Source organism: Streptomyces sp. JNUCC 63, assembly GCF_054366325.1.
The window spans coordinates 414,567-428,291 of record NZ_CM135963.1 but is presented as its reverse complement, the minus strand read 5'-3'; the positions used below and the strand labels follow the sequence as shown (position 1 = coordinate 428,291).

9 protein-coding genes and 1 pseudogene are annotated in these 13,725 nt (G+C 70.4%); 2 read left to right on the top strand and 8 right to left on the bottom strand.

Annotation, left to right across the window (positions count from 1 at the left end; genetic code table 11):
- Position 1: 1 nt before the first annotated feature.
- The 3 genes from ACX25U_RS01965 to ACX25U_RS01955 form a co-directional block, all read right to left on the bottom strand.
- Positions 2-463 (bottom strand): MSMEG_3727 family PQQ-associated protein, encoded by a 462-nt coding sequence (locus ACX25U_RS01965; protein WP_454388474.1) that lies wholly within the window; start codon positions 461-463, stop codon positions 2-4.
- A gap of 249 nt (positions 464-712) precedes the next feature.
- Positions 713-2,953, bottom strand: coding sequence for a catalase/peroxidase HPI (gene katG / locus ACX25U_RS01960; RefSeq protein ID WP_454388472.1), 2,241 nt, complete (start codon positions 2,951-2,953; stop codon positions 713-715).
- Positions 2,954-2,992: 39 nt separating this feature from the next.
- Positions 2,993-4,309 carry a LytTR family transcriptional regulator DNA-binding domain-containing protein gene (locus tag ACX25U_RS01955; RefSeq protein WP_458633799.1) on the bottom strand — a complete coding sequence of 439 codons (1,317 nt, stop codon included), beginning with the start codon at positions 4,307-4,309 and terminating at the stop codon, positions 2,993-2,995.
- A 990-nt stretch (positions 4,310-5,299) separates the two neighbouring features.
- Between ACX25U_RS01955 and ACX25U_RS01950 the strand changes: the two are divergent.
- Together ACX25U_RS01950 and ACX25U_RS01945 are read left to right on the top strand one after the other, a co-directional pair.
- A pseudogene (locus ACX25U_RS01950) lies at positions 5,300-5,764 on the top strand (transposase); the annotation flags it as partial.
- Positions 5,765-6,345: 581 nt separating this feature from the next.
- Complete coding sequence (locus ACX25U_RS01945; protein WP_454388468.1) at positions 6,346-7,620, top strand: ArgE/DapE family deacylase; 1,275 nt, start codon at positions 6,346-6,348, stop codon at positions 7,618-7,620.
- Positions 7,621-8,011: 391 nt separating this feature from the next.
- Here the strand turns inward: ACX25U_RS01945 and ACX25U_RS01940 are convergent, their stop codons facing one another.
- From ACX25U_RS01940 to ACX25U_RS01920, 5 genes are read right to left on the bottom strand one after another with little or no spacing between them, the layout of a single operon-like run.
- Positions 8,012-9,787, bottom strand: coding sequence for an acetyl/propionyl/methylcrotonyl-CoA carboxylase subunit alpha (locus ACX25U_RS01940; RefSeq protein ID WP_454394768.1), 1,776 nt, complete (start codon positions 9,785-9,787; stop codon positions 8,012-8,014).
- Positions 9,784-10,248 carry a cobalamin B12-binding domain-containing protein gene (locus ACX25U_RS01935; RefSeq protein ID WP_454388466.1) on the bottom strand — a complete coding sequence of 155 codons (465 nt, stop codon included), beginning with the start codon at positions 10,246-10,248 and terminating at the stop codon, positions 9,784-9,786. Before ACX25U_RS01935 ends, ACX25U_RS01940 begins: the two co-directional genes overlap by 4 nt.
- A gap of 19 nt (positions 10,249-10,267) precedes the next feature.
- On the bottom strand, positions 10,268-10,474 hold the full coding sequence (locus tag ACX25U_RS01930; protein ID WP_454388464.1) for an acyl-CoA carboxylase subunit epsilon: 207 nt from the start codon (positions 10,472-10,474) through the stop codon (positions 10,268-10,270).
- A 10-nt stretch (positions 10,475-10,484) separates the two neighbouring features.
- A complete protein-coding gene (locus ACX25U_RS01925) occupies positions 10,485-12,068 on the bottom strand; it encodes an acyl-CoA carboxylase subunit beta (RefSeq protein ID WP_454388462.1) in 1,584 nt (527 codons plus the stop codon).
- A gap of 27 nt (positions 12,069-12,095) precedes the next feature.
- Positions 12,096-13,682 (bottom strand): acyl-CoA mutase large subunit family protein, encoded by a 1,587-nt coding sequence (locus ACX25U_RS01920; RefSeq protein ID WP_454386433.1) that lies wholly within the window; start codon positions 13,680-13,682, stop codon positions 12,096-12,098.
- Between the last annotated feature and the right edge of the window lie 43 nt (positions 13,683-13,725).

Here is a 13,725-nt window from a genome sequence, read left to right as displayed (position 1 = left end):
CCTACGGCCGCGGCTGCTCGGGACGGTCGAGGCGAGCCTCCGGCGGAGCGTCCCCCAGGACGACGATGGCCCCGGTCAGTCCCCGACCCTCGTCATTGCCCGTGGGCGAGCCGAACCAGTAGTAGCCCGGCCCGTCGAGGTTGAGGGCCGCCCGTCCTCGCGAATGGTTCACCAACCAGATGAACTTCCGGTCGCCATTGCTCGGCAGGAGCGCGCAGTGCGTGTTCAGGTCGTCATTGACGAGCTCGAGCTCGATATCGCCTCCATGGGGCATGACCAGAATGGAGGGATCCCAGGCCAGCTCATCCGGGTTGATGCGGATTGTGGCCTGCATGCGGCCGTCCGGTCCCTCGGTGGCCTGCGCAATGCTTCCGGTTCCCAGCACTTGACCCAGCGCTGCTTTGTTCTGTGCGGCCAACCCGATCTTGTTCAGCAGGTCGGACCGCTCCTGCGCGGTCGTCATCGGGGCTTCACTCTCCTCATCCCGAATCCGAATTGACCTCGAAATTTCCCTTTTTGCGTCGTCCGATGCCGGGCTGTAATCGGCGGTCAGGGGGCGCGCCACGCAAAGTGGAATCGCGTCGGAAAGAGCAAAAAATTAGTATTGCAAAGCACGCTACGCCGGAGGGATCACACCGGACGGCTCATGCCGTTCGTCCGCGACCAGCTACCGTTCGGACCTGATGTGCCGCCGTTGGGAGGAGTGGGGGAATCAAGCGAGGTCGTACCGATCGAGGTTCATGACCTTGTCCCACGCGGCGACGAAGTCCCGCACGAACTTCTCCCGTGCGTCGTCGCTCGCGTAGACCTCCGCGACGGCACGCAGCTCGGAGTTCGAGCCGAAGACGAGGTCGACGCGGCTACCGGTCCACCTGACCTCGCCGGTGGCGCGGTCGAGACCCTCGAAGGTTTCCGCGGTCGCGGACGTCGGCCTCCATTCCGTGCCCGTGTCGAGCAGATTCACGAAGAAGTCGTTGGTCAGCGACCCGGGCGCCGAGGTGAAGACGCCCAGCGGCGACTGCCGGCAGTTGGCGCCCAGCACCCGCAGGCCACCCACGAGGACGGTCATCTCGGGCGCGCTCAGGTTCAGCAGGTTCGCGCGGTCGACCAGCAGGTGCTCCGACGGCAGCCGGTTGCCCTTGCCGCGGTAGTTGCGGAACCCGTCCGCGGTCGGCTCGAGCGGGGCGAAGGACTCCGCATCGGTCCACTCCTGCGTGGCGTCCGTGCGTCCCGGAGCGAAGGGGACCTGGACGTCGTGGCCGGCGGTCCTGGCGGCCTGCTCGACGGCGGCGGCTCCGCCGAGCACGACGAGGTCGGCCAGCGAGACCTTCTTGCCCCCGCTCCGGGAGCTGTTGAAGGACTCCTGGATCCCCTCCAGGGTGCGCAGCACCTGTGCCAGCGTGTCGGGGTCGTTGACCTCCCAGCCCCGCTGCGGCTCGAGGCGGATGCGCGCGCCGTTCGCCCCGCCGCGCTTATCGCTGACGCGGAACGTCGAGGCCGACGCCCACGCCGTCGAGACGAGCTGGGAGACCGACAGCCCGGAGGCGAGGATCCGGCTCTTGAGCGCGGCGATGTCCGCCGCCCCGACGAGCTCGTGGTCCACGGCGGGGACCGGGTCCTGCCAGCGCAGCGTCTCCCGGGGGACCAGCGGTCCGAGGTAGCGCCGGATCGGGCCCATGTCGAGGTGCGTCAGCTTGAACCAGGCCCGGGCGAACGCGTCCGCGAGCTGGTCCGGGTTCTCCAGGAAGCGCCGCGAGATCGGCTCGTAGACCGGGTCCGACCGCAGCGCGAGGTCCGTCGTCAGAATCGTCGGGGCGTGTGTCGTCGACGGGTCGTGGGCGTCCGGCACGGTGCCGGCCCCACCGCCGTCCCTCGGGATCCACTGCCACAGACCGGCGGGGCTCAGCTCCAGGTCCCACTCGTAGCCGAACAGGGTCTCGAAGAAGCTGTTGTCCCATCTCGTCGGGGTGGGCGTCCACGTACCCTCGAGCCCGCTGGAGATGGTGTCCGCGCCCTTTCCGGTGCCGTAGCTGCTCTTCCAGCCCAGGCCCTGCTCCTCGAGGGGGGCGCCCTCGGGTTCGGGGCCGAGGTGGGCCTCCGGGTCGGCCGCGCCGTGGGTCTTGCCGAACGTGTGGCCGCCCGCGATCAGCGCGACGGTCTCCTCGTCGTTCATCCCCATGCGCCGGAACGTCTCGCGGATGTCCCGGGCCGCGGTGAGCGGGTCCGGGACGGTGTTCGGTCCCTCCGGGTTGACGTAGATGAGGCCCATCTGGTCGGCGGCCAGAGGGTTCTCCAGCTCCCGGACGCCGCCGTGGCGTTCGTCGCCGAGCCAGGCACGCTCGGGACCCCAGTAGATGTCATCGTCGGGCTCCCAGACGTCCGCCCGGCCGCCGGCGAAGCCGAAGGTCGTGAAGCCCATCGTCTCCAGGGCGCGGTTGCCCGCGAAGACCATCAGGTCGGCCCAGGAGATCTTGCGGCCGTACTTCTTCTTCACCGGCCAGAGCAGCCGGCGCGCCTTGTCGAGGTTGCGATTGTCCGGCCAGCTGTTCAGCGGCGCGAAACGCTGCATGCCGGTGCCCGCGCCACCGCGGCCGTCGTCGATGCGGTACGTCCCGGCGCAGTGCCACACCATCCGGATCACGAGCGGCCCGTAGTGGCCGAAGTCGGCCGGCCACCACTCCTGCGACGTCGTCAGCACCTCGTCGACGTCCCGCGCCAGGGCGTCGAGGTCGAGCGTCCGGAACTCCGCGGCGTAGTCGAAGCCCTCGCCCATGGGGTCGGCCGTGGCGGGGTGTTTCCGGAGGATCGCCAGGTTGAGCCGGTTCGGCCACCAGTCGTGGTTGCTCGCGCCCCCGACCGGGTGACCGCGGTGCCCGGCCGGGACGGAGAGGCCGAGGCCGCCCGCGTTCCCGACGTTCGTCTCGCCGGCAACGGCGTCCGGACTGTCGGACACGGGAATCTCCTTCCGGGAACAGAGGCTGTACCGGGGAACTCAGATGTCCAGCGTGCGACGCACCGCCGGCGCGTTGCGCCGGGAAACCGGCACCATCTCGTTCGTCCGGCCATCCATGACCAGGGACAGCTCGCCCTTGAGCCCGCGCTCGACCTCCCGGACGCGGCTGAGGTTGACCACATACCGGCGGTGCACCCGCAGGAAGCCGACATCCGCCAGCTCACTGTCGAGCTTGTCCAGGCTCGGAGAGGCGGCTCGCAAGCGCCCCTGATCGGTGGAGAGCCACACGTCGTTTCCCCGCGATTCGGCGAAGGAGACTTCCGGCAGCCGCAGCAGCACCATCCGGTTGTCGCGCATCGCGACCAGTCGGCGAGGCTGCGCCCGAGGGTGCGCGGACCCCTCCGCCTGGGGCAGCTGCGCCCCGTCGGCGGCACCGAACGAGACCAGGTGCCCGATCAGGTGTCCGGACGAGAAGACGGGTCGGATGCTGATCGATGTCGGCTCCTCGGCGAGGTGGGCGAAGATCTGCGTCGAGCCGACCCAGCCAGGATTGCGAGCCGCATGCCTGGTGGCATACCGGGCGGCTGCGATCAACTCCGGCAGCCCGGGGTTCCAGCGCAGCGTGGGGTCGACCGCCGGGGTGCATGCCGGGACGCCCAGAAGCACGCTTGCCATGTCGTTGGCGATCACCACCTTGCCCGCGGTGTCCACCGCGGCGAGCGCCGCACTGGAGCGTGCCCTGGACTGGGTGTAGGCCGCGACCAACTCGGCACCGCTGTCCCGGGCGCGCCTCTTCAGCAGGCACTGGGTCATGGTGGCCGCGTTCGCCAGCCAGCTTCCCGCGGACTCGGGAAGCCGGCTGTGCCAGCAGCAGATGCTCAGGACCGCGATCGGTTCCCTGGTCACCACGTCACGCACCGCGATGCCCGCGCAGACCCAGTTGTGGAACGCCTGGCACCAGTGCTCCGCGCCACTGATCGATACCGGGCCGTGCGCCTCGAGCGCCGTGCCCATGCCGTTCGTGCCGACCGCGCACTCGGACCAGCAGAACCAGGGCGCCAGATTGGAGTCGCCGGCCCTGGCGAGCGTGGCTTGATCACCCCACTCGGCCAGGATCCGGCCAGTGGCATCGGTGACGGTGACGACGCCACCGAGGTTGCCCACTTCATGTGCCACGGAGGCGGCACGGAAACCCAGCTCGGCGAATACGACATCGTGCTCGGGCGTATGGTCGGGCTCCGCGACGGCCACCGGAGCCTCTGCGAGGTGAGGATCGACCCGGTACTGCTCTCGGCAGCGATGCCAGGAGATCGCCACCAGGGGCCGGACACCCGGGATGCGATCCTCGCCCTGCACGAACCGTTCCCACGCCGCGAGCACGGTGTCGCTGCCCAGGTTCGCCGGGACGGGCTCAAGCCGATGTACATCCCTCATGGTTCAGAACCGCCCTTGGTTCATCCCCGACGCCCGACGGCGTGCGCGCGGTCCGCGCCGGTCGCCGCTCGTCGCGGCCGGGCCTGCAGCGGACCGGGCGCTGCGTCGCGCGTCTTCCTGCTTCGTCACTCGTTCCAGGCTGTGTCACAGACCTGCACTCCCCACCCTAGGTACGGTTGTCGGGCTGCGCACGTCCCTCTCCGGGCCGCGTGTGCGAAATGTCGCTTCCCGGCCGGTCTCGGGCAGCGCACCCGCGGGCAGGGTGCGCGGCTCGCAGCAGTCGGTCCACCCGGTGGACCGGTACCCGGAGCAGCGCCTGCGCCCAGCCGGACGCGCAAGGTCTCTGCCGATGTCGGCTTCTGGTGGGTTGCGATGCGCTTTGTCCTCCCGCCGAACCGTATCCAGGAGTGCCTCCGGCGAACGGCTTGTGGGGGACGGCCGAGCTCCTTCCCTCACGCTGACCCTGTCCTGGTCCCCGTCGGCATCACGGCGAGGACAACCGGCCTCGGACTGCTCCGGCGCCTGCACAACCGGCTGCTCGATGCCGACGACGTCATGCGCGGCCGTCGGTGGACAGCCGGCACCGATCGCCTGCAAGAAGCCTGGACCGACTTCAGCCCAGCCGATCAGGAGGAGCGGTCCGACTGCGTCGAACGCGGCCTTCCCGTACTTGCCGACCACAAGGGGGTCCGCCACGTTCAACGCCGACGTGACCACGCTCGCGAAGATCAGCAACCGGCGGCCTGAGCGCAGCACGTCCGGGGAGGCCCCAGTGAGCGTCAGCTCCAGTCGCAGCTCGCTGTTCCTGCTGGTCAGGGGCGGGTTCGTGAGCGTACTCGGGTGCGGTGGCCCGTTGGGTTTCCCGTGCAGGACGATGGACGGCCCGATGTCCGGTCGGCGGAACCGGAGGAGCTGCTGGTGCGGATCGGTCACCGCTTCGGGCGGGTGGATCCGCGACGGCGGATGCGGGCCTACGTGCACGGCCTGCTCGGACCGGTGGGCCGGAAGAACAGCCGGCAGCCGGCCGAGCACACCGGTCACCGCACCCCTGCGAGGTCGCGGCACCTGCTGAGCCGGGCCTGCTGAAATCCCGACGAGGTCCGCGATGACCTGCAGGCATACGTCGCCGAGAAGCTCGGGGACCCGGCAGGGGTGTGATCGTCGACGACACAGGGTTCATCAAGAAGGGACAAGAAGGGAACGGTCTCGGCCGGGATGCAACGGCAGCACCCCGGCACGGCGGGCCACACGGAGAATCCCCAGGGGGTACCCCCGGCCGGATCGGCGTCTTCGCCGGTTCCCGACGAGCGCGCGTTCGCCACCAAGGGCGACCTCGCGAAGGCCGTCATCATGCGGGCCCTGGCCTCGCCGCAGCCCGGCCCGCCCGGACGAGACCGCCTACTACCCCGCCTCCGCACCGGTCGGCACTGCCGTCACCGAGCTGGTACCGGCACATCACCCTGGCCATGCCCGCCCACGCTTTCCTCGCCGCCATGGCCGCTGCCGCAGGGGTGCGAAGGGGGGCAGCAGCAACGGTTCCGACACTCTCGTTCCACTCACCGTGGCGGAGATCCGGCGACTCCTGGCAGGTGACCGTCTCACGCTGACGTACATACCGCGCACCCGAGGCCACGAACTCCCGTTACCTGACGGAGAATCAACCCAGTACGCTCACGACCTCGCTCCTGACCGGCAGGAACAGCGAACTGCGACTGGAGTGTTGAGCTCTTCCACGCGATCGAGGGCGACGAGCACGAGCTGTACGCGGCCCGACCGCGCGCAGGCCAGGGTCACCAGGTGGACGGCTCAGAAGCGCGCAGGGAAGCGTCGAAGCCACCCGAACCACCGGTAAGCAAGGAATCGGGAATCAACGGCAGGGTATGGCGATTGATTGCGAGCAGAGCGCGAACATAGCATCCGGGCTCGCCCGTTGTGCCGCAACGACCAGGAGTGCCCATATGAAGGCAGCGCTCAGTTCCGAGGAGTCCGCCGCTCTGGAGGCGATCGACGAGACGGCCATCGCCCGGACGCTCGTGGAGTTGCTCGCGATCCCGAGCGTGACCGGGAGCAGCGCCGAGTCCGACATCCAGCACCATCTGGCGCGACGACTGGATCGTCTCGGCTTCGACGTCGACCTGTGGCCGGCGGACCTGCCCGCACTGCGCACACACCCGGAGTTCCCCGGAACCGAGGCACCACGTGACGAGGCATGGGGCTTGGTGGCGGCCACACCAGGCGGCGGTGACGGACCGACCATGATTCTGCAGGGCCACGTGGACGTCGTTCCTCCCGGCGACCTGCGGCAGTGGAACGGCGATCCCTTCACTCCGAGAGTGGGGGGAAACGTCGTCCATGGCCGCGGCGCCTGTGACATGAAGGCCGGACTGGTCGCGAACCTCGCTGCCCTGACGGCGATTCGGGCAAGTGGGGCGAGGCTGCGTGGCCGAGTGGCCGCCCACTTCGTGGTCGGCGAAGAAGACGGCGGGCTCGGAGCCTTCGCCACTCTCCAGCGCGGGCACACCGGAGATGCGTGCATCATCACCGAGCCGACCAGCGGCGCGCTCGTGACCGCCAACGCCGGTGCTCTGACCTTCCGTATCGAGGTACGGGGCCTGGCCACACACGCGAGCACGCGCGATGCGGGAGTCAGCGCCATCGACGCGTATATGCCCCTCCATCAGGCGCTGGCCCGCCTGGAGGCCCGGCGCAACGCGACGGTCGACCCGCTGCTGGCGGAGTACGAAATCCCTTACGCGCTGTCCGTCGGCACACTCCGCTCCGGTGACTGGGCGAGCAGCGTGCCCGACAGCCTTGTTGCCGAGGGCAGACTCGGCGTTCGGCTCGGCGAGGACCCGGCCGAGGCGGTCGCCGACTTCGAGACGTGTGTGGCCGAGGCATGCGCCGAGGATCCCTGGCTGCGCGACCACCCTGCGTACGTCACCTGGCCCGGTGGCCGGTTTGCGAGCGGCCGACTGCCTGCGGGACATCCGCTGGCGGCTCTGGTCCGTGACGCCCACAGCGACGCGGTCGGCGGGCCGCGGGTCCCTGAGCGCGGCGCGCCGTACGGAAGCGATCTCAGACTGTACGCAGCGGCGGACATACCCACGCTGCAGTTCGGGCCCGGAGACGTCCGGCTGGCACACGGCCCCCGAGAGCGGGTGTCCGTCACCGAGATCGTCGCCGTGGCCCGCACCCTCGTCCTCGCGGTGCTGCGCACCGTCGGCACGAAGTAGCGCGCAGGAGGCCGCAACCCTCACGGGGGCGAAGTGATCGCCCCCGTGAGGCCTACGAGTTGCTGCGCATCCGCCCGTACTCGGTTCCTCACCGGTCCACGTCGCGTTCGCGGCTGCCGAGTTCCGTGGCGGTCGGCCGCGTCGTCGGGCTGTCGGCAGACCGGCTACGGACAGCCCTCGACCTGGCTCCCAAGCGCGCCGGTGGGAGTTTCCAGGGCAACGTGGACGGTTCTCTCGCCGTGCGACTCATCCAGGGCTGGGCCGCGGAGGCGGTCGGTGACCTGGCCGCTCGGGCCGCACGGGCCGTCGGGGGAGGGGGCGGGAACGCGAGAAGCCCGGCGGACTCTCGCAGTGGTCCGCCGGACTTCCTCGCGCTCGTGCGCGGCGCCTGTCAGTCCTTGATCTCGCAGATGGCGGCGCCGGAGGTGAGGGAGGCGCCGACCTCGGCGGTGAGGCCCTTGATGGTGCCGGACTTGTGGGCGTTGAGGGGCTGTTCCATCTTCATGGCCTCCAGGACGACGACCAGGTCGCCTTCCTTGATCTCCTGGCCCTCCTCGACGGCGATCTTGACGATGGTGCCCTGCATGGGGGAGGCCAGGGTGTCGCCGGAGGCGACGGGGCCGGACTTCCTCGCGGCGCGGCGCTTGGGCCGGGCGCCGGCCGCCAGGCCGGTGCGGGCCAGGGACATGCCCAGGGAGGAGGGCAGGGAGACCTCCAGGCGCTTGCCGCCGACCTCGACCACGACGGTCTCGCGGCCCGTCTCCTCGTCCGCCTCGGCGGTGTCGGCGGGGGCGGTGAAGGGGGCGATGTCGTTGACGAACTCGGTCTCGATCCAGCGGGTGTGGACCGTGAACGCCTCGGTGGAACCGGTCAGTTCGGGGGCGAAGGCCGGGTCGGTGACCACCGCGCGGTGGAAGGGGATCGCGGTGGCCATGCCCTCCACGGTGAACTCGGCCAGCGCGCGGGCGGCGCGCTGCAGCGCCTCGGCGCGGGTGCGGCCGGTGACGATCAGCTTGGCCAGCAGCGAGTCCCAGGCGGGGCCGATGACGGATCCGGCCTCCACCCCGGCGTCCAGGCGCACGCCCGGGCCGGCGGGCGCGTCGAAGCGGGTGACGGTGCCGGGGGCGGGCAGGAAGCCCCGGCCGGGGTCCTCGCCGTTGATGCGGAACTCGAAGGAGTGCCCGCGCAGCGGCGGGTCGTCGTAGCCCAGCGGTTCGCCGTCGGCGATGCGGAACATCTCGCGCACCAGGTCCAGGCCGGCGACCTCCTCGGTGACCGGGTGCTCGACCTGCAGGCGGGTGTTGACCTCCAAGAAGGAGATGGTGCCGTCCTGGCCGACCAGGAACTCGCAGGTGCCGGCGCCGACGTAGCCGGCCTCCTTCAGGATGGCCTTGGAGGCCCGGTACAGCTCGGCTGTCTGCGCCTCGGACAGGAAGGGGGCGGGGGCCTCCTCGACCAGTTTCTGGTGGCGGCGCTGCAGGGAGCAGTCCCGGGTGGAGACCACGACCACGTTGCCGTGGGCATCGGCCAGGCACTGGGTCTCCACGTGCCGGGGGCGGTCCAGGTAGCGCTCGACGAAGCACTCGCCGCGGCCGAAGGCGGCCACCGCCTCGCGCACCGCGGAGTCGTACAGCTCGGGGACCTCTTCCAGGGTGCGGGCGACCTTCAGGCCGCGGCCGCCGCCGCCGAAGGCGGCCTTGATGGCGATGGGCAGGCCGTGCTCCTTGGCGAAGGCGACGACCTCCTCCGCGCCGCTCACCGGGTCGGGGGTGCCGGCGACCAGGGGGGCGCCGGCGCGCTGGGCGATGTGCCGGGCGGCGACCTTGTCGCCCAGGTCGCGGATGGCGTGCGGGGGCGGGCCGATCCAGGTCAGGCCGGCGTCCAGGACGGCCTGGGCGAAGTCGGCGTTCTCCGAGAGGAAGCCGTAGCCGGGGTGGATGGCGTCCGCGCCGGACTCCTTGGCGGCCTTGAGGACCTTGTCGATGTCCAGGTAGCTGGTGGCCGGGGTGTCACCGCCCAGGGCGAACGCCTCATCCGCGGCGCGGACGTGCAGGGCGTCCCGGTCCGGGTCGGCGTAGACGGCCACGCTCGCGATCCCGGCGTCCCGGCAGGCCCGGGCCACGCGGACAGCGATTTCGCCACGGTTGGCGATGAGCACCTTCGTCAGCATGCCGCCTCCAGCGTGTCGTCGAGGGTCGCGCCGAGCTCGTCGACGGTCTCGACGATGCGGCGGATGTCCGTGCCCGGGGTGAACACCGCATCGACGCCCATGGCCTTGAGCGCGCGGACGTCGGCGTCCGGGATGATGCCGCCGACCAGGATGCGGACGTCGCCGGCGTCCTCCCGCGCCAGCAGCTCGATCACCCGCTCCACGATCGTGAGGTGGGCGCCCGAGAGGACGGAAAGGCCCAGGACGGGTGCGTCCTCGGCGATGACGGTGGCGACGATCTGTTCCGGGGTCTGGTGCAGGCCGGTGTAGATCACTTCATGGCCGGCGTCGCGCAGCGCACGGGCGATCACCTTGGCGCCGCGGTCGTGACCGTCGAGTCCGGGCTTGGCGATCACCACGCGCAGTCGGGGCGGCGCCGCCGCGCCGCCGAGGTCTGCGCGCTGTCGCAGGGCGTTCATGGTCTCTCCGATCGGAAGTTCACTGGGGGAGGGATGGGGCGAGCCAGCCCGCGGGGCCGTAGGTGTGCGGCGTGCGCAGGAGAAGGTGAGGAGAGGCCCAGACACCGGTGCGGCGCGGAGCGGAGCCGGTCGCTGTGCGTGCCGCTGCCGCGCGGCGGGCTTGAATCACCGCCAGGGCGGCGGCGAGCTCCTCGGGGGTGGGGTTGCCTCGTACGACCTTGATCACAGCGGCTCCTTCACAGGGGGATGTTGCCGTGCTTCTTGGGTGGCAGGGTTTCCCGCTTGGTGCGCAGCTGGCGCAGGCCGCGCACGAGGTGGGCGCGGGTGTCCGAGGGCATGATCACGGCGTCGACGTAGCCGCGTTCGGCCGCGACGTAGGGGTTGAGCAGGGTGTCCTCGTACTCCTGGATCAGCCGGGCGCGCACCGCCTCGGCGTCGCCGGCGGCCTCGGCCTCGGCCAGGGTGCGGCGGTGCAGGATGTTGACCGCGCCCTGGGCGCCCATCACGGCGATCTGCGCGGTGGGCCAGGCCAGGTTCACATCGGCGCCCAGGTGCTTGGAGCCCATCACGTCGTAGGCGCCGCCGAACGCCTTGCGGGTGATCACGGTGATCAGCGGCACGGTGGCCTCGGCGTAGGCGAAGATCAGCTTGGCGCCGCGGCGGATGATGCCGTCGTGCTCCTGGCCCACCCCGGGCAGGAAGCCGGGCACGTCCACGAAGGTCAGCACCGGCACGTTGAAGGCGTCGCAGGTGCGCACGAAGCGGGCGGCCTTCTCGGAGGCGTCGATGTCCAGGCAGCCGGCGAACTGCAGCGGCTGGTTGGCCACCACGCCCACCGGGTGGCCCTCCACCCGGCCGAAGCCGGTGAGGATGTTCGGCGCGAACAGCGGCTGGGTCTCGAAGAACTCGCCGTCGTCCAGCACGTGCTCGAGGACGGTGTGCATGTCGTAGGGCTGGTTGGCGGAGTCCGGCACCAGCGTGTCCAGTTCCAGGTCCTCGGCGGTGACCGCCAGGTCGGCCTCCTCGTCGAAGACGGGCGGCTCGCCGAGGTTGTTGGAGGGCAGGTAGCTCAGCAGCTGCTTGACGTACTCGATGGCGTCCTTCTCGTCGGCGGCCATGTGGTGGGCCACCCCGGAGGCGGTGTTGTGGGTGCGCGCCCCGCCCAGCTCCTCGAAGCCCACGTCCTCGCCGGTGACCGTCTTGATCACGTCCGGGCCGGTGATGAACATGTGGCTGGTCTGGTCGACCATGACGGTGAAGTCGGTGATCGCCGGGGAGTACACCGCGCCGCCCGCGCACGGGCCCACCACCAGGGAGATCTGCGGGATCACGCCGGAGGCGTGGGTGTTGCGGCGGAAGATCTCCCCGTAGGCGCCCAGCGAGGCGACGCCCTCCTGGATGCGGGCGCCGCCGGAGTCGTTGATGCCGATGACGGGGCAGCCGGTCTTCAGGGCGAAGTCCATCACCTTGACGATCTTCTGCCCGTACACCTCGCCCAGCGCGCCGCCGAAGACGGTGAAGTCCTGCGAGAACACCGCCACCGGGCGGCCGTCCACGGTGCCGTAGCCGGTGACCACGCCGTCGCCGTAGGGGCGGTTGGCCTCCAGCCCGAAGTTCGTCGAGCGGTGCCGGGCGAACTCGTCCAGCTCCACGAAGGAGCCCTCGTCCAGCAGCAGCCCGATCCGCTCCCGGGCCGTCAGCTTGCCCTTGGCGTGCTGCTTGGCCACCGCGCGCTCGGAGCCGGCGTGCGTCGCCTCCTCGATGCGGCGCTGCAGATCCGCGAGCTTGCCCGCGGTCGTACGGATGTCGATGTCGTTCACTGGTTGCTCCACCCCGGGGCTCGTCGGTCAGAAGGTGTCGTGGGGGACGTGCACGCCCCAGACGTCGCGCAGCGCGTGGGAGACCTCGCCGACCGTGGCCCGGTGCCGCAGGGCCTCGCGCATCGGGGGCAGGACGTTGTCGGTGCCCCGGGCGGCGGTGCGCAGGGTGTCCAGGGCGCGTGCGACGGCGTCGCTGTCGCGTTCGGTGCGCAGGGCGGCGAGGCGTTCGCACTGGTCGAGCTCGATCTGCGGGTCCACGCGCAGCGGCTCGTAGGGTTCCTCCTCGTCGAGGACGTAGGTGTTGACGCCGACGACGGTGCGTTCCTTGTTGTCGATCTCCTGCGCGATCCGGTAGGCGGAGCGTTCGATCTCGGACTTCTGGAAGCCCTGCTCGATCGCCTCCACCGCGCCGCCGCGGTCCTCCACGGCCTGGATCAGCTCCAGGGCCGCCGCCTCCACATCGTCGGTCATCGCCTCCATGAAGTAGGAGCCGGCGAAGGGGTCGACGGTCCGGGTCACGTCGGTCTCGTGGGCGATGACCTGCTGGGTGCGCAGGGCCAGGCGGGCGGCCTTCTGGGTGGGCAGGGCGATGGCCTCGTCGTAGGAGTTGGTGTGCAGGGACTGCGTCCCGCCCAGCACCGCGCCCAGGCCCTGCAGGGCGACCCGGACGAGGTTGACCTCCGGCTGCTGGGCGGTCAGCTGCACGCCGGCGGTCTGGGTGTGGAAGCGCAGCATCTGCGACTTGGGGTTCTTCGCATTGAACTCGTCGCGCATGATGCGCGCCCAGATCCGGCGGGCGGCGCGGAACTTCGCGATCTCCTCCAGCAGCGTGGTGCGGGCGACGAAGAAGAACGACAGGCGCGGTGCGAAGTCGTCGACGTCCAGGCCGGCGGCGATCGCGGCGCGCACGTACTCCTTGGCGTTGGCCAGGGTGAACGCGATCTCCTGCGCGGGCGTGGCCCCGGCCTCGGCCATGTGGTAGCCGGAGATGGAGATGGTGTTCCAGCGCGGCAGCTCCTTGTGGCAGTAGGCGAAGATGTCGCTGATCAGCCGCAGGGACTGCTTCGGCGGGAAGATGTAGGTGCCGCGGGCGATGTACTCCTTGAGCACGTCGTTCTGGACCGTCCCGGTCAACCGGTCACCGCTGACGCCCTGTTCGGCCGCGACCAGCTGGTACAGCAGGAGCAGCGTGGAGGCGGGCGCGTTGATCGTCATCGACGTCGACACCCTGTCCAGCGGCAGGCCCTGGAACAGGGTGCGCATGTCCTCGATCGAGTCGATCGCCACGCCGACCTTGCCCACCTCGCCGCGGGCGATGTCCTCGTCGGAGTCGTAGCCCATCTGCGTGGGCAGGTCGAAGGCCACACTCAGGCCGCCGGTGCCCGCGCCGACCAGCTCGTGGTAGCGCTCGTTGGACTCCTTGGCGGTGCCGAATCCGGCGTACTGCCGCATCGTCCACGGCCGGCCGGTGTACATCGACGGATACACGCCGCGGGTGAACGGGAACTTCCCCGGGGCGCCCAGCTTGGCGTCCGCGTCGAAGTCCGCCGGTGCCCGGCCGTCGTAGAGCGGCTGAATCGGCAGGCCGGACTCGCTGCGTGCGAAGGAACCCACATCGATCTCCTCTGGTACTCAATCTCTTATGAACGGTACTCAG

Coding starts and splice junctions, on each gene's coding strand:
- ACX25U_RS01945 (WP_454388468.1), top strand. CDS start 6,346: ATGAAGGCAGCGCTCAGTTCCGAGGAGTCCGCCGCTCTGGAGGCGATC.
- ACX25U_RS01965 (WP_454388474.1), bottom strand. CDS start 463: ATGACGACCGCGCAGGAGCGGTCCGACCTGCTGAACAAGATCGGGTTG.
- ACX25U_RS01935 (WP_454388466.1), bottom strand. CDS start 10,248: ATGAACGCCCTGCGACAGCGCGCAGACCTCGGCGGCGCGGCGGCGCCG.